The sequence below is a fragment of the Rhodococcus sp. AB351 genome (assembly GCF_049538275.1).
Taxonomy (GTDB): Bacteria; Actinomycetota; Actinomycetes; order Mycobacteriales; family Mycobacteriaceae; genus Rhodococcus.
In genome coordinates this window covers 52,034-71,909 of record NZ_JBMVFW010000015.1, presented here as the reverse complement: position 1 = coordinate 71,909, position 19,876 = coordinate 52,034, and the positions used below count along the sequence as shown (strand labels likewise).

Genomic DNA, 19,876 nt, shown 5'->3' with positions numbered 1-19,876 from the left:
TGCCGAGGCGCCGGTCAGGACAGGATCTCGACGTACCCTTCCGTGCCGTGCACGCGGATGCGCTGTCCGTCGCGGATGATGCGGGTCGCGTCCTCGACACCCACGACGGCCGGCAGCCCGTACTCGCGCGCGATGACCGCGCCGTGGGTCATCACGCCGCCGACCTCCGTCACCAGCGCGCTGACGGTGACGAACGCCGGGGTCCAGCTGGGGTCGGTGAACGCCGTGACCAGGATGTCACCGGGTTCGAGATCGGCCCGCTCCATGTCGGTGACCACGCGGGCGCGGCCCTCCACGACACCGGTCGACACCGCGATACCGGGTAGCGCCCCGTCGGGCAGTCCGTCACGGCAGTACGCGCCGGTGAGCGTCTCGCCTGTCGACAGCAGCACCCGAGGCGGCGTGAGCGTGGCGAACGATGCGAACTCCCGCTTCCGCTCCGCAACGAGGTCGCCGACCGGCCGCGGCGCGCGCACGACGTCCTCGAGTTCGTCGAACCGCAGAAAGAAGATGTCCTCCTTCTCGTTGATGACTCCCGCTCGGACGAGACGTTCCGCCTCGCGCAGCAGTGCCTGCTTGTAGACGAAGTAGCGGCCGATCATGCCGTACTTCGGGTACTCCCGATATCCCGCGAAGGCACGGACCCGGTCGACGAGCCTCTCGATCTCCTCAGCCTTCTGTTCTCCGTCTGGGAGTCCCCGCACGCGTTCTAAGAGTTCGCGCTTCTTCTCCTCCGCCTGGCGGCGACCCTCGTCGAAACGCTGTGTCGCGGCACCGGGTTCGAAGTTGTCGAGATTGCTCACGATCATCGGCACCAGCATCGTGGGGCGCTCACCCCACCTGGGCCGGGTGATGTCGATTTCCCCGACACACCGCCTGCCGTACCTGTCGAGGAAGTCCTCGAGTGCCGCTCGTACCTGCGGTCCGCCCTCACGCGCGCCGAGTGCGTCGAGGAAGCGTGCGTCGTCGAAGCCCTCCGCGTCGACCTGGCGCAGGAACGCTACGACATCCGGGTACGGGCGCGCGGCATCGGCGACGTCGAGCAGCGCCAACCCCATCTCCGAGGTGACGTTGTAAGGAACAGACCGGGAGATGACGTCCGCAACGTTCTTCTCCCCCAGCCATTCCCGACCCAGCTCGTTGAGCCGCTCGGCGGCCTGCATACCGGCGGCGAGCACCTCTCCGACCTCCTTACCGAACAACGATTCCTGCAGCTCGCGGATGTCGGCGCGCATGAAATCGAGCAGCGCCGAACCGGTTTCGTTCTCGATGAGACGCGCCGACTCGGCAATCGCGGCCTCGTTGCGCGCCACGAGTTCGGGCACGACGGCAGGGTCGATCTCGTCCGGGGCGGGTGGCAGACCGACCCGCGCGGCGGCAGGATCGTCCGGGCGCGTCGGGACGAATCCTCGATCGAGCACGGTTCGCAGCGCGTCGCCGAAGAGCGGGTCGGAACTGCCGATCATCCCGACGATGCCCGGCCCCTGGGTGGGTGAGGCCAGCATGGGCGTGACGTCGACGAACAGCCGCCCACCCGCGTGTCGCATGGGCGCACGGCTGGTCAACTGCCACATGGAGATTCCCAACGGTTTCAGCGGATCGGTCATCATCTGCTGGTGACCGACGGAAAGGTAGACGTGGTTGTCGTCGTCGCCGGCCTCCGGGACGGGGAACAGCGTGGTGATCGGGCGGCTCTGCACGATGTGGAAGACGCCGGCGGCCAAGCACCATTCGATGTCCTGGGGACGCCCGAAGTGTGCTTCGATGCGTCTGCCCAGCTTGACGAGTTCGACGAGGTGCGTGTCGCTCAGCACCGGTGCCTCCTGGCGCTGCGTCCGGTCCACGACCTCGCCGGCACGCACCGCGTACGCGTCGGCGTTCACCAGACCCGACACCAGGTCGTCGCCAAGCCCGGCGACCGCATCCACGCAGGACACCGTGCGATCCGAGGTGACGGGATCGGCGGTGAACAGCACACCCGATTCCTGCGGGAACACCATCCGCTGCACGACCACCGCCATGTGTACCTTCCGATGGTCGAAGCCGTTGTTCACCCGGTAGGCGACGGCACGCTCGGTGAACAGCGAGGCCCAGCATCTGCGCACGTGCCGGAGAACCTCTTCGACGCCCCGGACGTCCAGGTAGCTGTCCTGTTGCCCCGCGAACGACGCCGTCGGCAGATCCTCGGCGGTCGCGCTCGAGCGCACCGCGACGGGCACGTCCTCCCCGAGTTCGCGGACCCGCGCGGCGATCTCCTCCGCGATGTCGCCGGGGATCGTGCACTCTTCGATCTCCGTACGGATCTGCGTGCTCAGCGCTGCGATGTCGTCGGGTTCGGCCTTCGCGAGTCGCTCGAGCAGGTCGTCGACACGCGGTAGCTCGGAGAGCACCGTTCGATAGGCGTCCGTCGTCACGCAGAACCCGTCGGGCACGTCGACGTCGTCGATGCGCCACAACTCCCCCAGGCTCGCTCCCTTGCCACCCACGATCGACACCGCCGTGCGGTCGATCTCCCGAAAATTCTGTACGTAGCCCATTCCAGCTCCCCACCTGCGACTTCAATGCTGTGTGGGCGAGTATGAACCCAATTTTCGATCCTCATGAGGGCCGAGGATCCGGTATAACGTGAGAGGGGGAAGACGAATTCCGACGCTACAGCGGCGCGCCGAACTGCGAACCCAGCCGCAAGGCCTGATCCGCCACCCGTTCCGCCAGATCGACCCGCTCCTCGAGACTGCCGGTGAGCAACACCCACGAGCGCCCCGTGGCAGTGAGCGCGTCGACGAACCACTCCGTCACCTGCGCGCGGATGTGTTCGCCGTCCCGGATGCCGTCCTGCACGAACGGAACACCTTCATGATCGGTGAGCAGATACAGCGCTTGCCGGTCGCGGACACCGCGCCACGCCCGCTCACTGCTGCCGAGATAGCGTCGCTCCCACACGGTGGTCGCGAAGGCATCGGTGTCGCAGACGAGCAGCGGAGACCCCTCCCGTGCTGCCTGTTCCTCGAGTCGCGTCTGTTCGACGGCGATGTTCTCGAAATCGTCGCCGGTCCACACGATGTCGTCGACGGTTCCTGTGCCGAGCTTGTCGTAGGTGACCTGTCGGCCGTATTCCGGCACCCAGCCGGTTCGTTCCCACACACCACCGCGAGCCCGGAATCGGCGCACGAGTTCCCGGCTCACGGTGGTGGTACCCGTGGATTCGGCGCCGAGGACGACGATGCGGGTCGCGAGGCCGGCACGGGCCGGTGCGTCAAGATCGTCCCAGCGCCCAGCGAGATCGTTTCGACAGGCTGTGCCGGATGCGGGATGCGCGACACGCAGCGGGTCGACGCACACGTGCGTGGCCGAGAAGCGTCGAGCGAGTTCGTCGCCGTACTTCTCGCTGGAGACCACCGCATCGACCGGAACATCGGTGACGGTGCGCGCGGCTGCTTTCATACAGGCGACCTGCGCGGTCCATACGGTGTCCGATTCCAGATCCATCGGTGCGTCGCACGGGATCCCCGTCACGGTGACCGCCGTGTCGGCGGCGTGCGATTCGCGCATCCACGACACGCGGTCACCCAACGGAATCGTCTCCGCCGCAGAGGACATGACGACGACTGTGACGCGCTCGGCGACCTCTGCGGCACGCCGGACGAGGTGGTGGTGACCGACGTGGGGTGGATAGAACTTCCCGATGACGAGTGCATGCCGATACATCAGCGCACCTCCACGACTTCCCGCTCGGCCGCCATGGAGCGTCGCCAGGCAACCAGACCCCGGACGCACAGGAGTAGGAAGCCTGCGTACAGCAACGCCGTGAGCGTCAGTCCCTTGTGCAGGTAGAGCGGGATGTAGATCAGGTCGGCGGCGATCCACAGCAGCCACGACTCCCACCGTTTCTTCGCCTGTCCCCATGTCGCGAGCAACGACAGCACGGTGGTGGCTGCGTCCCAGAATGCGACGGTCGAGTTCGTCGCGACCTCCAGCAACGCCGTCAGCCCGATCACCGCAGCGACACCGACGACCGCGAGCACGCTCCACTCGGTCGTGTTCGTGCCCGTCACCGGCAGGGCATCCCCGTCCCTGCCCCGCGCCCAGTTGCTCCACCCCCACACGGCGAGCGCGATGTACACGACCTGCAGTCCGGAATCGGCGTAGAGCCCGGCGGTCGCGAAGAGCAGGATCCACACGAGGTTGTTGGCGATACCGATCGGCCAGTTGAGGATCGACTGCCACCCCACCAGGTACACGCACCATGCGCCGCTGACGAAGCCGAACACTTCGGCCCAGGTGGTGGGCGTACCGAGTGCAGTGAACGCCGTCGAGTTCAGAAATGCGATCATCATCGCCGCCTTTCGCTTGTGGCAGCGATTAGATCATGTTTGCTCTAAATGATGCAACGGTGAAATCGACTTCGGTGTTCTCGACGGCGCTATACGACGTCGAGAACACCGAAGTTTCGGGAATCAGCGGGGGTCGGGGCCCTCCACGAGCGGCAGGGATTCGTCGGCGGTCCACGCGTTGAGCGAACCGTCGTACACCGCAACGTCCGACCGACCTGCAGCTGCGAGCGCGTGCGCGAGTCCGGAGGCCGCGATGCCGCCGCCGCAGTAGGTCACCGGCTTGACGTCCGGGTTCAGAGCGCCCGCCTTGTCGAAGATCTCGCGCAGTTCCGCCGCCGGCTTCAAGCGTCCGGTCGACGGGTCGACGAGATCACCGAAGGGGATGTTGATGCTGCCCGGGATGTGCCCGCGTCGCGGGTAGGACGGGCTCTCCCCGCGGTAGGTCGCGGGATCCAGGGCGTTGATGATCAGTGTGTTCGGGTCGTCGAGCGACGCCGCGATCTCCTCCGTCGACCGCACGAGCTCGGGCCGGTGCTGCGAAGTGAACGTCGCACCGTGCGGGACCACCTGCTCGTCCGAGACCGGATATCCGGCGGCCTTCCAGGCGGGTAGTCCGCCGTCGAGCACGGCGGCGTCGTCGAAGCCTTCGAGCCGCAGCTGCCACCACAGTCGCGCGGCCCAGATGCCGTTCTTCTGGTCGTACAGCACCACGCGGCGTCCCTCGCCGATGCCGACCGCACCGGCGGCGGTGGCGAACCGTTCCGACGACGCCGCGGTGAACGGTTGCGGTGCTTCGTGATCGGAGAAGTCCGTGAACAGGTCGGCGTAGACCGCGCCGGGAATGTGCTCTTCCAGGTAGGTCGCCAACCCGGGTTCGATGTGCACGGACCCGTCCGGCGGCGTGCTCAGGTGCACGGTGGCGTCGACGACGACGAGGTCCTCGTCCCCCAACTGCTCGTACAGCCACTCCGCGGAGACGGTGTTCGGCTTCGTGTCGCTCATCGAGGTCCTCCTCTGCTCTCGGTATCTCCTTCCAGTAGAGCAGCCATACGACTTGGGTGGGTTCGTCCCCGCTCAGCGGGGACGAACCCACCGAAATCGACGTCAGTTCTGTTCGGTTCCGCTGACGGCGAGGTTGTTGCCCCGGGTCTCCGACGCGATCCACGCGGCGAGGATCGTCACACATGCGGTGCCGACGAGGATGAGGCTCAGCGGGAGACTGGATCCGTCCGACGCGACCAGCAGGCTCGCCGCGATCATCGGTGTGAAGCCGGCGCCGATCAGGCTGGCGAACTGGTAGCCGAACGACACCCCGGTGTACCGCACGTCGGTGCCGAACATCTCCGACAGCATCGGTGCGAGCGGCGCGTACATCGCCGACTGCACGACCTGCCCGAACAGCAACGCGACCGTGAGCAGCGCGATCGAACCCGTGTTGATCATCATGTACAGCGGGAAGGCATACAGCACCGCGACCGCCGCCCCCGTCAGACTCACGGCGCGACGTCCCACACGGTCGGACAACGCCGAGAAGCCGGGGATGGTGACGATGGAGACGACGGACATCAGCACGAGAACCCGCATGACGGTCGACGAGCTGTATCCCACCGATGTCGTGTAGGCAATGATGTGCGACGTGATCAGCGCGGTCATCGCGAACGGGCCGATACCCACCGCACACGCGAGAACGAGCGGGCGTGGACGTCGGAGCAGTTGCAGTACCGGCGGTTTCGCCTCGGCGGCGACCTCCGCTTTCGCCGCAGCCTGCTCGAAGACCGGACTCTCGACGACGCTCATGCGCACGTAGAGACCGATCGCCAGGAGCGCTGCGCTGGCGATGAACGGGAGGCGCCAGCCCCACGATTCGAACGACGCGTCCGGCAGCAGGGTCGCGAGCATCACGGCCGACGTCGACAGCAGGAATCCGATCGGCGAACCGAGCTGCATGAGCCCGGTCCACAGCCCGCGACGCCGGTCGTCGGCGTGCTCGGCGACCATCAGTGCCGCGCCACCCCATTCGCCACCGACGGCGACACCCTGCACGACGCGCAGCGTCACGAGCAGGACGGGCGCCAGCATGCCGATCTGGTCGTAGGTGGGCAAGATGCCGATCGCGAAACTGGCGATACCCATCATCACCATCGTGATGACGAGCATCGACTTGCGCCCGAGGCGGTCGCCGAAGTGCCCGAACACCAGGCCACCGAGTGGTCGTGCGACGTAGCCGGCGGCGAGTGTTCCGAAGGCGGCGATCGTCGAGACCGCCGAGTTCGACGACGGGAAGAACAGGTCGCCGAAGACGAGGGCGGCCATCGTGCTGTAGAGCAGGAAGTCGTAGTACTCGATGGTGGTGCCGAGCAGGCTCGAGAGGGTGACCTTCCGCAGTTGCGCGATGTCACCGGACGGCGGGCTCTGTACGTCGCGTGCTGTGTTCGTTTCCTCGGTGGGGGCCGACGCAGGCTGCTCCATTCAGCACTCCTGGGGATCGCAGGGACGGAATCGATGGGGTCACAGCGGTTGCGTGACGCCCATCACCTCGACTCTGTCGACCCGGGCGAGACGATCCAAGGACGCGCCCGCTCAATGGGACGTTCCCGGAAGGCTCAGGACCGAACGACGATTTCGGTGGATCCGGCCCCGCTGAGCGGGGTCTAACCCACCGAGATCGGGCGAGCGTTCCAGCTGTCCTCGACCACCCGCGGCTTGCAGGCCTGATAGGCGCCGGTCACCAACACGGCGACGGCGACGGTCATGAAGGCGAACGAGGCCGTCCAGCCCGAGGTGAGGTCGTGGAAGACACCGAACAGCAGCGGGCCCAGGCACGCGACGGTGTAGCCGACGCCCTGGGTGAATCCCGAGAGAGCGGCGGATCCGGCATGGCTGCGGGAGCGCAGGTTGATGAGCGTCAGGGCCATCGGGAACGTGCTCGGCCCGAGTCCGAGCAGGACGATCCACAAGATGGGCGCGCTCATCGGCGCGATCCACAGACCGGCGAACGCGATGAGGAAGCACGACGCGCACGCCACGACCACGGGGAACGGATTCTCCATCCGCGCGCACAGCGACGGAGCGCCGAACGCGGAGACCAACCCGAGCAGGGCGAACAGTCCCACCATCGCGCCTCCGAAGGCGGGACTGGCTCCGGCGTCGGCGAGGATGTCCGGGATCCACGTGAACATCGAGTAGGTGACGAGCGAGGTCATGCCGAACATGCCGGCCATCCCCCAGCCCACCGGCGACCGCCACACTCTGCCGTCAGTCTTCGGGTCGACGGGAGCCACCTCCCCGGTATCGGCATTCCGATGACGCAGCAGCACCCACACCCACGGGACGGCCGCGGCGAATCCGACGAGCGCCCACACCCCGAGCGAGACGCGCCAGCCGAAGGCGTCGGCGAGGGGAACCGCGACGAAAGCGGGCACGATGGTGCTCAGCTGCACGCCGACGATGTATACCGAGCTGACGAGTGCCAGCGTGTCGGAGAAGTAGCGCTTGACCAGAGGAGGGATGACGACGTTGCCGATGCCCATCCCACCGAGCGCGAGACCCGACAGGAGCAGCAGCGACCACGTGTCGGTCATGAGCGCGCGGGTCGCCATGCCCACGCCGGCCATGAGCATCGCGATCAGCGCGGTGCGTTCGAGTCCCCATCGTCGGCCGAGCGCCGGGGTGGCGAGTCCGAAGGCCGCGAACATCGCAGTCGGGATCATGCCGAAGACACCGACGACCGTGGACGAGAAGCCGATCTCCTCACTGATCTGCGCCGCCAGAGGGCTGAACGAGGTGACCGCGAGTCTCAGCACGAGGGCCGACATCGCGATCGCACAGAACACCAACAGCCGACCACGCAGAAGACTCACACGGGAAATCATAGGATGATGGGATGACTTTGGGAAAACCTGTTCAGCGGACGAACCTGATCGAGCAGGTCACCGAGCAGTTGCGCAGTGAGATCTGCAGCGGTCGCTGGAAGGTGGGCGAGAAGATCCCCACCGAACCGCAGCTGTGCGAGTTCACCGGCACCGGACGCAACACCGTCCGCGAGGCCGTGCAGGCGCTCGTCCACACCGGCATGCTCGAACGCCGGCAGGGCTCGGGCACCTATGTCATTGCGAACTCCGACGTCACCGGCACCCTCGGCAAGTACTTCGCCACCGCCCACGAACGCGACGTCCTCGAACTGCGGCAGGCACTCGACGTCACCGCCGCCGTCCTGGCCGCGCGCCGACGCACCCCCGACGACGTGGCCCGGCTCGAGCAGTTGCTCGCCGAACGCAACCGGCTGTTCGCCGGATCCGACACCGACGCTGCGGTGGCCGCCGACGTCGCCTTGCACCGCGGCATCGTCGAAGCCAGCCACAATGCGGTGTACCTCGAGTTCTACGACTCGCTGCTCCCGTCGATCCGGCGGACCATCGACCGGCACGTCCGCGTCACCGGTCTCGGCTTCGAACCGGAACACACCGCTCTGGTCGCCGCCGTGATCGCCGGCGACGAGAACGCGACCGTGGAGGCGGCGCGGGCCCTGTTCGCGGAACTCACCGACTGAGGCCGCCGCTCATCGGACCCCGGCCGAGCGCAGGGCGTCCGCGAGGGTGTACGCCTCCGGAGAGCTCAGGAGAAGTTCGTCGAACTCGACGCCCGGGCCACCCAGCGCGACACGCAGCACCGGATGACCTCGCTTCATGGCGACCAGGCGCTTGATGCCGCGCGGGTGCCGGAAGGTGCCCACCTTCAAGAAGCCGGAGATCACCATGCCCGATCTGATGCCGAGGATCTCGGACGTCCATCCCGGAAGGACCTCCACGCCGGTGATCGCCGAGATCGGCACCTCCATCGCGGATCGGCGGACCATGAAGGCTTCCCACCGAGAGAAGGACAGGTGGAGGGTTGCGTTGTCGTATGTCGTTTCGGCCATGACGTCGGACCTTCCGTCGACGGTAAACTGACTACAGCACTGAGAACATTATCACGTTGATAACAATGATGGGTAGGTACCGATGGCGAAGACGTCCCCGATCGCGGAAGTCGTGCTGCATCCGGTTCGACTGCGGATCGTGCAGCAACTCGGAGGACGGCAGCTGACCACGAGCGAACTCCGGTCGGCACTACCCGACGTCACCCAGGCCACGCTCTACCGGCACGTCGCAGCATTGATCGACGCCGAGATCGTCACCGTCGTCGACGAACGTCGCGTGCGTGGAACCGTAGAACGCACCCTCGCGCTCGGCGACCGCATGGCACACGTCGGCCACGACGACCTCGCGGCGATGAGCGACGCCGAACTGCGCAATGCCTTCGTCACCTTCCTGGGTGCGCTCGGCGAGAGCTTCGACAAGTTCATCGGGGACGACGATCGGAGCCTGCGGGACTATCTGGGTTTCGGGACCACCCCGCTCTACGTCACGACCGACGATCTCGCGGAGATCCAGAGCAGGCTCGCCGACATCCTCGCCCCGTATCGCACGGATACCGGTGACGACCGAATGCGCATCACCCTGACGACCGCGGTGATACCGGCTCCTCCCAGCACTGCTTCCGAAGAGGGGTAGAGGCCGGCAGAGGAGTAGACCTCAGCGGAACTCGTCGACGTGCGCACCGGCCCACTGCGCGAAGATCGTCGTGGGCCGGCCGAAGTCGAACCGATGTCGGACGGTTACGCCTTCCCGTACCGTGTCTGCGGGAGGTAGACATGACAATTGCCGGTTCACTGTTCCGTCTCGCAGGTCCCTTCAACTCCATGGTCATGGCAGCCGCCGGTCTACCCGTCATCGGTAACCGGATCCGTAACTATGTCGCACCGATCACGTACACGGGTCGAAAATCCGGCAGGACGATCACGTTGCCGATCAGTTACCGACGTTCGGGCGACTCTGTGACGATCGGCGTCGCGATGCCCGACGAGAAGTCTTGGTGGCGCAACTTTCTCGGCGTCGGTGCTCCCATGAGCATCGAGCTCGACGAGGAGGAACGCACCGGTCACGCCGTCGCGACACGCGACGAACGCGGGCGCGTCGAGGTTGTGCTGCAGCTCGATCCCGCCTGATCCGGTCATCCGAGACGAGCGGGGCACCCGACCCCACGGTGCGGCATATCATTCCGGTGAACAACGCGCGTAAGGGAATTCGGCGGCGGTAACCTGAGCGGTACACGACATCATCACGATGCCGCTGGACACCATCCGGAAAATTTCGCTGGGATCCTCTCGGAGGCCGACGTGCGTGGATTCGGTATCGATCTCGGAACAGCCAACACCGTCGTCGGAACTCCCGACGAAGGCATAGTCCTCAACGAACCGTCGCTGATGATGGTTCGGACGAAGGAACCGCGCCGAGCACTCGCGATCGGCAAGGAGGCGAGCGACCTCGTCGACCGCACACCCGGTGGGATCACTCCCGTCCACCCCATACGCGACGGGGTGATCGTCGATCTCGAAACGGCACGGACATTCGTCACGGCCGTGCTCGCCCAGCTCGCGCCGCGCCGCCGCTACGGCATCCGGCCCGTGGGCGTCATCGCAGCTCCCGCCGGGGCCACGCCTCTCGAGCGTCGGGCTCTGCTCGAGGTGGGGCACGAGGCCGGTCTGCGGAAGGTCGGGTTGATTCCCGAGCCGGTCGCCGGTGCCATCGGTTGCGGGATCGACCCGCTCGAGCCCCGAACCCATCTCGTCGTCGACATCGGCGGTGGTACTTCGGAAGTCACCGCTCTCTGCTACGGCGGTGTCCTGTCGCACCGCAGTTGCCGCATCGCCGGGGACGACCTGACGAGCGCGATCCTCCGATACCTGCGCGCGGAACACCAGATCCTCGTCGGTGAACTCACTGCCGAGCGTGCCAAGGTGGGTGCGCCCGAGACCGCCGACGAACGGTCGCTCGTGGTCGAGGGTCGCGACGCCGCGACCGGCCGCGCGCGTCTGGTGACGCTCGAGACCGAGGAGATCATGGATGCGGTCCGGCCCACCACGACGAGCATCGTGCAGACGCTGTCGAGCTGCCTCGACGACCTGCCGCCGCGCGCGATCAGCGACGTGATGGCCGAAGGCATCCTGGCGATCGGCGGCGGATCGATGCTGCGTGGCGTGCCGCAACTGCTCGAGGAGGCCTTCGGCCTGCCGGTGAAGACGGCCGAGCGTCCCCTCACCTGTGTCGCCGAGGGCGCGACCTCGTGCATCGAACACGCCGACGTGATCGCCGCCTACGCCGCCTGATCCCTCAGGGAGTCGGCGTCCGGAGCTGCGCGAGGTAACGCTCGAGCAGACCCTTGACGACCGGTCCCGAGGTGGCCGATCCGAAACCACCGCCACGTACCAGCGCCGTCACCACGACCTCCGGCGACTCGGCGGGCGCCACCGCGGAGAACCACGCGTTGAGTCCCTTGCCCGGTGCCGACGGATCCTCTGCCGTGCCGGTCTTGGCGGCGGCCGTCACCGGCAGGCTCGCGAGCTGACCGGCGGTGCCGGCCGAGGCCGACGCCCGCATGCCCGCGCGCACCGGTTCGAGCTTGTCCGCGAACGACAGCCGGCGCGGCTCCTCGGTGGGAATCGGGACTGTGTCGCCGGGCCCGTAGGCGGCAGCGAGCTTCGGGGTCACCATCTGGCCCGACGCGATACCCGCCGTCCACCGCGCGACCTGGATCGGCGTGGCCGTGACGGTGCCCTGACCGATACCCATGAGCAGGGTCGAGCCCGGATACCAGGCGCCGCCGATGCTCTCGACGTTCTCCGGGGTGCCGACGAAACCTGCGGATTCGGCGGGCAGGTCGATCCCCGAGGGAGCACCGGCGCCGAGTTCGGCGGCGGTCTGCGCGATGCGGTGGGGACCGAGCAGGTCGGCGAGTTGGTAGAAGTAGACGTTGTCGGACCACTGGATCGCCCCGAGCAGGTTGTTCGGGCCCATCGGCTGCCAGTTGGCGAAGGTGTGACCGCCGTAGGTGTAGGCCGCGCCGCCCGCCAGGAAGGCGTCCGGGGACAGCACGTCGAACGCGGCGTTCGTCGACGCCGTCACGATCTTGAACGTCGATCCCGGTGGTGCCGCCGTCTGCACCGCGTGGTTGAGCATGCGGCCCGGACCCGATGCCGCGGTCTGCGCCGCGATCGCGGCGAGGTCGGCCGGGGGCCCGTAGACGTTGTTGTCGTAGCCGGGGACGCTGGCCAACGCCAGTACCGCACCGGTGCGGGCGTCCATCACCACCGCCGCACCGAGGTCACCGCCACTGGAACGCACTGCCTGCGCGAGCGCGTCGGTCGCGGCCCGCTGCATGCCGACATCGAGATGCAACCGCAGGTCGTGGCCGCGGATCGGATCCACCCGCTCCCCCGTGCCCACCGGACGTCCTGACGGATCGACGTACACGCACTGCCTACCGTCGACGCCGCGCAGCAACGCGTCGTACTGGCGCTCGAGCCCGGCCTTGCCGACCCGTGAACCGAGCGCGAGTGTCGGCCAGAGTTCCATGTCCTGCTCGTCCGCGATCCCGACGTACCCGAGGAGCGACGCCAGCGTCTCTCCGTGCGGGTACTGCCTGCGCCCCGTCGGGTAGACGAGCACCCAGGGCAGCTGAGCGTCCACGATCGCCCGGGCCTGTTCGGGCCCGACTCTTCCGAGCACGACCTGGATGTCCCCGCCGGTACTGCTCCGCAGTTCCTCGTCGAGCTTCTCGGGGGGCATGCCGAGCAGGGCGGCGAGTTCGTAGCGCGCCGACGGGACGCCCTCGGCGAACATCCGGGCGACCACGGCGACGGTGTACTCGGCGACGTTGGTCGCGACGGGAACGCCGGTCCGGTCGAGGATCTGGCCGCGTTCGGCGGGCAGGCGGATGCAGCGCAGCATCTGCGTGTCGCTCGTCGCGCGGAACTCGGTGCCGTGCTCGGTCTGCATCTGCCACGCGAACACCGACATGGCGGCGAGCGAGGCCGTCAGCGTCAGCGCACCCACCGACACTCCTCGCGGCAGACGCCGCTTCTTGGGGTCGGTCACCCACAGCGGCCGGGTCACCCCGTCGCGGCGCACTGCGAGCACCAACCCGATCGAGACGAACCCGATGATCGAGGCGGTGCCCCCGTAGCTGAAGATCGGGATCGGCATGCCGGTGTGCGGTAGCAGCGACAGGCTCTGGGCCACCGACACCACGGTGTGCAGTCCGAACACACCACCGATGCCCGCTGCGACGAGTGCCGCCTCCCGGGTGCGTGCGACGCGGGCGGCGACCACGGAACGCCACACGATGATCACGACGGCCGCCACCACGGCGATGCCGGCGACCAGACCCCACCCGTACACCAGGCTCGCGAAGGCCAGGTCGTGTTCCGACTCGGGGAGATATTGCGCCCGCAGGTCGTAGTCCGGTTCGCGTCCGAGGCCCCACCACCCCGCACTGCCGATCGCGATGTCCGCCTGCCACGCCGCCCACCCCGATCCCTGCGGGTCGGCGTCGTTCGACAGGAAGACGTGGATCCGCTCGAGCTGATACGGACGCAGGAACAACACGGCCATCGGCAGCGACGCGAGCCCGAGCGCGAACAGCGGGAACAGCGACCGCAGCGGGACTCTCGCCAGGATCAGCATGAGCAGCACGGTCGCCACGAGCACGACGGCGGTCGAGAGGTCGGGCTGCAGTGCCACCAGGGCGATCGGCACCGCCGACACGATCAGGACCCCCACGAACCTGCCGAGCGTGTATCCGCCGGCCAGTATCGCGGCGGGAACCATGACCAGAGCGAGCTTGGCGATCTCGGAGGGCTGCAGGGTGAACACACCCAGGTCCAGCCAGCGCTGTGCGCCCTTGGTCGCGATGCCCACCAGCGGCACCGCCGCGAGCAGGACCACCGACGCGGTGAACAGTGCCCACCCGAACCGGCTCAGAGCGGCAATCCGCATGCGCGACGTCACCCACATCGCACCGACCCCCACGGCAGCGAGCAGGGCGTGACGCACTGCGAGCGACGACATGCCCGTCGAGATCATGTTGAGCATGCCGAGAGCCACCAGGGCGACGGCCGCCGTGACGAGCCAGGGATCGGACGGGTGCCTATCCGCCGTCACGAGAGCCCCCGGGCACGCAGGCGGCATTCTCGACGGGAACGTACACCGGCTCGGACGCGGCCGCTGCAGGGACGGTGGTGACCGCGGCGACGGCGAGTGCCGACCCGGGTGGCAGGTCGACGCTTCCGATGCCGTAGGCCTCCGGGCTTCCCGCCGGCACCGGCAGGGTGATCGCCCCGCCCGGCAGTGTCACGCCCGTACATCGGTCGTAGACGGTCAGATTCCACGTGACCGCACCGATACTCGCCGCAGGGTCGAGCCCGACGTCGACGCGGACGGTGCACGATCGTCCCGGCTCGCAGGGACCGTTCGCGAAGCTCGCGGCGACCTGCGTGATCGGTCCGGCGCTTCCGGGGAGACCGGTGCCGACGGGCCCCGGCACGGGCGCTCCCGGCGCGACTTCGGGCACCGGTGGCGGTGGTGAAACCGGATCGATCCGGTCGTCCACCGACGACTCCACCGGGTCGAGAAGTGTGTGCCAGCCCCGATTCAGTTCCGACCACGCCGTGGGAGCCACCCACACCAGCCCGACGAGCGCGATGATCGCGAGCAGCGCCATGACGGTCCGGCGTCGCGGCAGCCGTCGCTTCTTGCGATGCCACACCTTTCCCGCCGGCGGGCGACGGCGATTCGGGACGAAGGTCCTCTCTTCCGTCAGGCGCGGCACGTTCGTCCACTCCGCCGTACCGTCCACCGGACGAGCAGTTCCCTTCACCACCGAGACGAGCGCGGCGATCTGCGATCGTTTCCTTTCGACCTCGGTTTCGTCGAATTCGGTTGCAGCAGCATAACGAACGCGTCTCGCCAGACCGACGAGATCCGACGACTCGGTAATCGCCGCGTCCACTCTCTCCTCGAGCGCTTCGTTGCGGCAGTTCGTCACGATTCGGCGAAGGAGACCGGCCGTCGCGTCGCGCATCTCGTCCCAGGATCTTGCGTTCTTGACGCAATCGATGGTGAGCTGACCACCCTCGGATACCATCACGGCGTCGCCTCGGAGGCGGATCGGATGGTGGCCCCGGGTGTGCGCGAGTTCGAGTTGATCGACCGTATCGGTGACGAGCAGCGCGGCCTGCGCAGACGTCAAAGTCGCTACGGCAAGCAGTCTTCCGAGTTCTACGCCGCCCCCTGCGTCGTCGTCCGTTCGCGTGGGCGGTCCGGATCGAACCTCGACGGGCTCGTAGTCTCTCGCATGGATTCCCAAGACTGCTTCGATCATCGCACATCCCGAAAACGCCAGGCCTCCCGCAAGTGTCAGCAGACCGGAGCGGGCGGGTGAATTGACCTTGAATTGCCTTTCCCACTTGACGACTCGTTACCGAAATCCATTGTGTGTCATTTGCGCAAGAGTTGCCTCGACTTTCGAACGAAACCTTGCGGCACTCCTGCCCCGGAGACTGTTACCCCCGGGAACACCCACCGGTCACTCGTCGTCCGCATACACCGTGTCGGGACGTGCCGGGAAGTGACGTCGAGCGTCGAACGGTTCGAGCCAGACCTGCACCGTCGCGAACAGTCCGCGTTGCGGGAGCCGGAAGTCACCGAGGCGGTCCTGCTGGGTCAGTGGACCTTCCGGGCCGAGATCCACTCCATTTACGACGGCGTGTTCGGTGTGCGCGGCCCACAGTTGCCGCGGGTTGGCCCGGAACCACTGCCCGTTCGGCAGGTGCCCACCGAGTCGCATCCGGCCGGCGCCGAGCACCGGTCCGGCGACGCGACCCATCGCGGCCAGCACCGTCGGGCTGTGCCAGAGGGCGTCGGGCATCAGACTGCCCGCCGCGTTCATGAGGGTGGTCGCCGGCGACGTAGTCATCCGGAGATCCCACTCCAGTTCGGCACCGACCGTCACGTGCAGGTCGGCCGGTCCGGTCCACTCGGCGCGCACGTCGGTCTGCTCGGTGCGGCTCAGCGCGCGACCGAGATAGCGCGGGCAGCTCAGCTCGGCCGGGACGTCGCTGTACACCGTCCACGTGCCGTCCGGGTCGCGATGCCATACCGATGTGAAGCCGTCGCCGATGCTGTTGGTCGGGAATCTGCGCAGCGCCAGATAATGGCCGCTCGCGAACGGTGCGCCGATCACGGCGTAGCCGGCGAAGCGCTCCCCGGAAACCCGGGGCAGTTCGCAGGACTGCTGGGCGGCTGCGTGCGGGGTGATGGTCATGTCGTCCTCCTCGATTGCGGGTACTTCGATCCTGTGCTCGCCGCGTCCGCACGTCATGGGGCCGCTGCCTCATCTTTCGGACCGGACATCGTGCGAGGACACTGAGTCCATGACGTCCACGGGTGACGGTCCGCGACGGGCGGAACTGGTCGCCGCGCTGTCCCTCGCCATCGATCTGGGTCTCGGGCAGCCGATGGAGCACATGCTGCGCTCGGCAGTGATCGCCACACGCATCGCCGACCGGATGGGTCTGAGCGCCGACCAGCGGGACGTCGTCTTCTACGCCAACCTGGTCGCCTGGATCGGGTGCCACGCGGATTCCCACGAACTGGCACGGATGTTCGGCGACGACATCGCGTTCCGCGCCGACACGTACGCGGTGGACATGACGGGGCCCCCCTTCTTCCGCATGCTGATGGGCCACAGCGGGCGGGGACTGCCATACGCCGAGCGCTTCCTCCATGCCACAGCCTTCCTGTTCACCGCGCGCCGGCAGGTGTCCGAACTCATCCGATCCCACTGCGGGTCCGCGAGTGTTCTCTCCGATCGCGTCGGACTGGACCCTCGGGTGAGCGCGATGCTGACCTTCACCTTCGAGCGCTGGGACGGTGCGGGGCTGCCTTCGGGCGTTCGCGGTGACGAGATTCCCGTCGAGATGCAGATCGTGCAGCTGGCCGACGTCGCCGAGGTGTACGTACGTCTCGGTGGGCCCGCGCAGGCGGTCGCTGTCGCTCGTGCCCGAAGCGGAACCCAGTTCGGCCCTCGTGTGGTGCAGGTGTTCGTCGACGACGTCGACGCGATCACGGCGGGTGTGCTCGAACAGGACGCATGGTCGGCGGCGCTCGCCCAGGCGTCCGATCGTGACTACATCCTGAGCAGACCCGAACTGGACGAGATGCTGCGGGCGATGGCGGATTTCGTCGACCTGAAATGTCCTTACCTGTTTGGGCATTCGAGACGTGTGGCGGATCTGGCGGCAGCTGCGGGCCGGCATCGTGGACTTCCGGTCGACGAGGTCGAACTCCTCTACCGCGCGGGTCTCGTGCACGGACTGGGACGGATGGGTGTGCCCAATCAGATCTGGGAGAAGGCCGGTCCGCTCACCACCGCGGAATGGGAGCGGGTCCGCTTGTATCCGTATCTGACCGGACGGATCCTCAGCCGCGTCGGCGGGCTGGAGCCGGTCGTCGCGGTTGCTGTGACGCACCGCGAGCGACTCGACGGTTCCGGATATCCCGGCGGACTCCGGGCCGCCGATCTGGGCGTGACGGCGCGGATCCTCGCCGCCGCGGAGACCTATCAGCGGCTACGAGAGCCTCGACCGCACCGCAAGGCACTGACGGCCGAGGCCGCGGCGGCCAGGATGTGCCGCGACGCGCAGGCTGGTCGACTCGACACCGAAGCGGTCGAGGCCGTGCTGCTCGCGGCGGGGCACCCGACGAAGCGACGCGCGCCCTGGCCTGCGGGACTGACGGGTCGCGAGGTGGAGATCCTCAGACTCGTCGCTCTGGGGTATTCGAACCGACAGATCGCCGACGAGCTGGGCATCGCGCACAAGACGACGCGCAATCACGTCGAGCACGTGTACACGAAGCTCGACGTCCACAACCGCACGCAGGCCGGGCTGGCTGCCATCGACCTCGGCCTGAGCTGATTAATGTGGATCTGCCCCCCGCTTTCCGGGGTCGAACCCACACAAATCAGTGTCCGCACCAGACGATGCGCCAGATGTATGCCGACGTACTACAAGACTGGGTACTTCCTCGCCTCCGCACGCGACGGCGCGACGAGCCGGACGATCTGGTGTTCTCGACCGATATATACGCCGTCGAGAACACCGGATCGGAACGGCGTCCTCGTCCCCTTACCGCGGGTCGTCGGAGTGGCTGACGATATTGACGACCGTGCCGTCCGGTGCGCGCACGAAGAACCGCCGCACTCCCCACGGCTCCGTCGTCAACGGATACACGATCTCGAACCCCCGACGCTGCGCCTCCTCGTAGGCCGCTTCCACCTCGTCGCCGACATGGACGGAGATCGCCGAGTCCACGGGAGCCGATTCGTCACCGCTGACCAACTGGACGGTGGCACGACCGTCGGGAGTGGTGAACCGCGCGACCCATCCGAGATTCATCTCTTCGACGCTCAGCCCCAGATAGTCCGCGTAGAAGCTCCGCGCCTCCCCGATGTCCGGGACGTTGATGTTCGTGGTGATGCCGGTCGGACGCATGCGGTCGCTCCTTCGACGATCCTCGGTGGATTCGACCCGCTCAGCGGGGTTCATTCCACAAAAATCGAGTGATGGGTCATCTCGAATTCGAGTACACCACTACCCGCGCTTCGGAGTCCCGAGAATGAGTACGCAACCCGGACAGTGGCGGCTGTTGGACGAAGCCGAGGCCGCTGCACTCTCCCTGTCCGACGAATCGCACACCCCGCCCCGAGAAGGACGAACTCACCGTCGCTGCGCGAAAGTTCTTCCGCAACAAGGGCGCCGACTACCTCGATGATCCGAACGTCTCGTCTGTCGGCGTCGGATACAAGCATGTGGACGGCAAACCCACCGGCGAGCTCGCCGTGCAGTTCACAGTGAATGAGAAGGTGTCGGAGCCCGAAGCTCTCGAAGCATTGGGCACCTCCCCGCTTCCCGAGAGCATCACCGTGAACGGTGTGAAGGTTCTGACCGATGTGATCGAGCGGTCGTACGAACCCGCATTCCATCGCGCCCCGGAAGCAGCGACGCCGCCCCGGAAGACGCGACTGGATCCGATCGTCCCGGGTGTGAGCGTCGGGCACACGAGTGTCAGTGCCGAGAACGTCGACCAGCTCGAGGTGCTCGACCTCGACAAGTTCCGGGTCTTCCACGTTCCGCCGGCCGAGATCGAACAACGCGCCCTGCTGCGGTTCCCGCAGGCCATGCGTGATGCGGATCTGCAGGTCGCGACGGAGGCGATCACCGAGCCACTGGATTCGGTGGCCGCCATCCACTGGTGACGGCTCGATAGGCGTGGGAGCGTTTGCGTCCCTTTAACTCTCGCGCGCTGAACCGAGGCTCGCTTCGCGTGTAGCGCGAACGAGCCTCGGTTCAGCGCGTCAAGTTGCGCCTGTTACAGTCGCCGCGCTGGTCTCGAGGGGGTCGAGATCACGTCGAAGGGGGGCACGTGAAGTCGCTTCTGCTGCGTAAAGTGATGCCGATAATCGGCGGGATAATGGCGCTGCTGCTACTTCCTCGGGTGTCCGCGCTCCTGGGTCCCGAGATTCCATCGGTACCGACCTTGGTACCGACGACATCCGCTCCATCCACACAAACGAGCCCACGAACCCTTCCCCCGCCATTGCCG

Annotated in this window: 17 protein-coding genes; 6 read left to right on the top strand and 11 right to left on the bottom strand. The window is 67.1% G+C overall.

The window, feature by feature from the left end:
* Nucleotides 1-14 precede the first annotated feature (14 nt).
* The 6 genes from ACPCXD_RS20385 to ACPCXD_RS20360 form a co-directional block, all read right to left on the bottom strand.
* Nucleotides 15-2,537 (bottom strand): phosphoenolpyruvate synthase, encoded by a 2,523-nt coding sequence (locus ACPCXD_RS20385; RefSeq protein WP_423661041.1) that lies wholly within the window; start codon nt 2,535-2,537, stop codon nt 15-17.
* 115 nt (nt 2,538-2,652) lie between these two features.
* On the bottom strand, nt 2,653-3,708 hold the full coding sequence (locus tag ACPCXD_RS20380; protein WP_423661039.1) for an AAA family ATPase: 1,056 nt from the start codon (nt 3,706-3,708) through the stop codon (nt 2,653-2,655).
* Nucleotides 3,708-4,337 (bottom strand): nicotinamide riboside transporter PnuC, encoded by a 630-nt coding sequence (pnuC, locus tag ACPCXD_RS20375; protein WP_423661037.1) that lies wholly within the window; start codon nt 4,335-4,337, stop codon nt 3,708-3,710. Before pnuC ends, ACPCXD_RS20380 begins: the two co-directional genes overlap by 1 nt.
* Before the next feature lie 120 nt (nt 4,338-4,457).
* Nucleotides 4,458-5,336, bottom strand: a complete 879-nt coding sequence (locus ACPCXD_RS20370) for a sulfurtransferase (RefSeq protein WP_016692111.1) — start codon at nt 5,334-5,336, stop codon at nt 4,458-4,460.
* A gap of 102 nt (nt 5,337-5,438) precedes the next feature.
* Nucleotides 5,439-6,803, bottom strand: coding sequence for an MFS transporter (locus tag ACPCXD_RS20365; RefSeq protein WP_423661035.1), 1,365 nt, complete (start codon nt 6,801-6,803; stop codon nt 5,439-5,441).
* A 182-nt stretch (nt 6,804-6,985) separates the two neighbouring features.
* A complete protein-coding gene (locus ACPCXD_RS20360; protein ID WP_160876237.1) occupies nt 6,986-8,206 on the bottom strand; it encodes a CynX/NimT family MFS transporter in 1,221 nt (406 codons plus the stop codon).
* An 11-nt stretch (nt 8,207-8,217) separates the two neighbouring features.
* Between ACPCXD_RS20360 and ACPCXD_RS20355 the strand changes: the two genes are divergently transcribed.
* On the top strand, nt 8,218-8,883 hold the full coding sequence (locus tag ACPCXD_RS20355; protein ID WP_160876239.1) for an FCD domain-containing protein: 666 nt from the start codon (nt 8,218-8,220) through the stop codon (nt 8,881-8,883).
* Between the two features lie 9 nt (nt 8,884-8,892).
* On the opposite strand, the gene ACPCXD_RS20350 is transcribed toward ACPCXD_RS20355, so the two are convergent.
* Nucleotides 8,893-9,252 (bottom strand): hypothetical protein, encoded by a 360-nt coding sequence (locus tag ACPCXD_RS20350; RefSeq protein WP_059383608.1) that lies wholly within the window; start codon nt 9,250-9,252, stop codon nt 8,893-8,895.
* Between the two features lie 82 nt (nt 9,253-9,334).
* On the opposite strand from ACPCXD_RS20350, the gene ACPCXD_RS20345 reads away from it, so the two are divergent.
* The 3 genes from ACPCXD_RS20345 (at nt 9,335) to ACPCXD_RS20335 (ending at nt 11,541) form a co-directional block, all read left to right on the top strand.
* The gene (locus ACPCXD_RS20345) at nt 9,335-9,886 is read left to right on the top strand and encodes a helix-turn-helix domain-containing protein (protein WP_060654406.1); all 552 of its coding nucleotides are present in this window, start codon (nt 9,335-9,337) and stop codon (nt 9,884-9,886) included.
* 140 nt (nt 9,887-10,026) lie between these two features.
* The gene (locus ACPCXD_RS20340) at nt 10,027-10,380 is read left to right on the top strand and encodes a hypothetical protein (protein ID WP_159418783.1); all 354 of its coding nucleotides are present in this window, start codon (nt 10,027-10,029) and stop codon (nt 10,378-10,380) included.
* Between the two features lie 171 nt (nt 10,381-10,551).
* Nucleotides 10,552-11,541, top strand: a complete 990-nt coding sequence (locus tag ACPCXD_RS20335; RefSeq protein ID WP_301850898.1) for a rod shape-determining protein — start codon at nt 10,552-10,554, stop codon at nt 11,539-11,541.
* A 4-nt stretch (nt 11,542-11,545) separates the two neighbouring features.
* On the opposite strand, the gene ACPCXD_RS20330 is transcribed toward ACPCXD_RS20335, so the two are convergent.
* The 3 genes from ACPCXD_RS20330 to ACPCXD_RS20320 all read right to left on the bottom strand — a co-directional run bounded on the left by ACPCXD_RS20330 (nt 11,546) and on the right by ACPCXD_RS20320 (nt 16,535).
* Complete coding sequence (locus ACPCXD_RS20330; protein WP_423661031.1) at nt 11,546-14,374, bottom strand: FtsW/RodA/SpoVE family cell cycle protein; 2,829 nt, start codon at nt 14,372-14,374, stop codon at nt 11,546-11,548.
* Nucleotides 14,361-15,461, bottom strand: coding sequence for a hypothetical protein (locus ACPCXD_RS20325; protein ID WP_301850904.1), 1,101 nt, complete (start codon nt 15,459-15,461; stop codon nt 14,361-14,363). The genes ACPCXD_RS20330 and ACPCXD_RS20325 overlap by 14 nt, the downstream gene beginning before the upstream one ends.
* 336 nt (nt 15,462-15,797) lie before the next feature.
* Nucleotides 15,798-16,535, bottom strand: coding sequence for a hypothetical protein (locus ACPCXD_RS20320; protein WP_423661028.1), 738 nt, complete (start codon nt 16,533-16,535; stop codon nt 15,798-15,800).
* 109 nt (nt 16,536-16,644) lie between these two features.
* Between ACPCXD_RS20320 and ACPCXD_RS20315 the strand changes: the two genes are divergently transcribed.
* The gene (locus ACPCXD_RS20315) at nt 16,645-18,189 is read left to right on the top strand and encodes an HD domain-containing phosphohydrolase (RefSeq protein WP_423661026.1); all 1,545 of its coding nucleotides are present in this window, start codon (nt 16,645-16,647) and stop codon (nt 18,187-18,189) included.
* 210 nt (nt 18,190-18,399) lie between these two features.
* On the opposite strand, the gene ACPCXD_RS20310 is transcribed toward ACPCXD_RS20315, so the two are convergent.
* Nucleotides 18,400-18,765, bottom strand: coding sequence for a VOC family protein (locus ACPCXD_RS20310; protein ID WP_423661024.1), 366 nt, complete (start codon nt 18,763-18,765; stop codon nt 18,400-18,402).
* Nucleotides 18,766-19,082: 317 nt separating this feature from the next.
* On the opposite strand from ACPCXD_RS20310, the gene ACPCXD_RS20305 reads away from it, so the two are divergent.
* Complete coding sequence (locus tag ACPCXD_RS20305) at nt 19,083-19,529, top strand: hypothetical protein (protein ID WP_423661022.1); 447 nt, start codon at nt 19,083-19,085, stop codon at nt 19,527-19,529.
* The last annotated feature ends 347 nt before the right edge of the window (nt 19,530-19,876 follow it).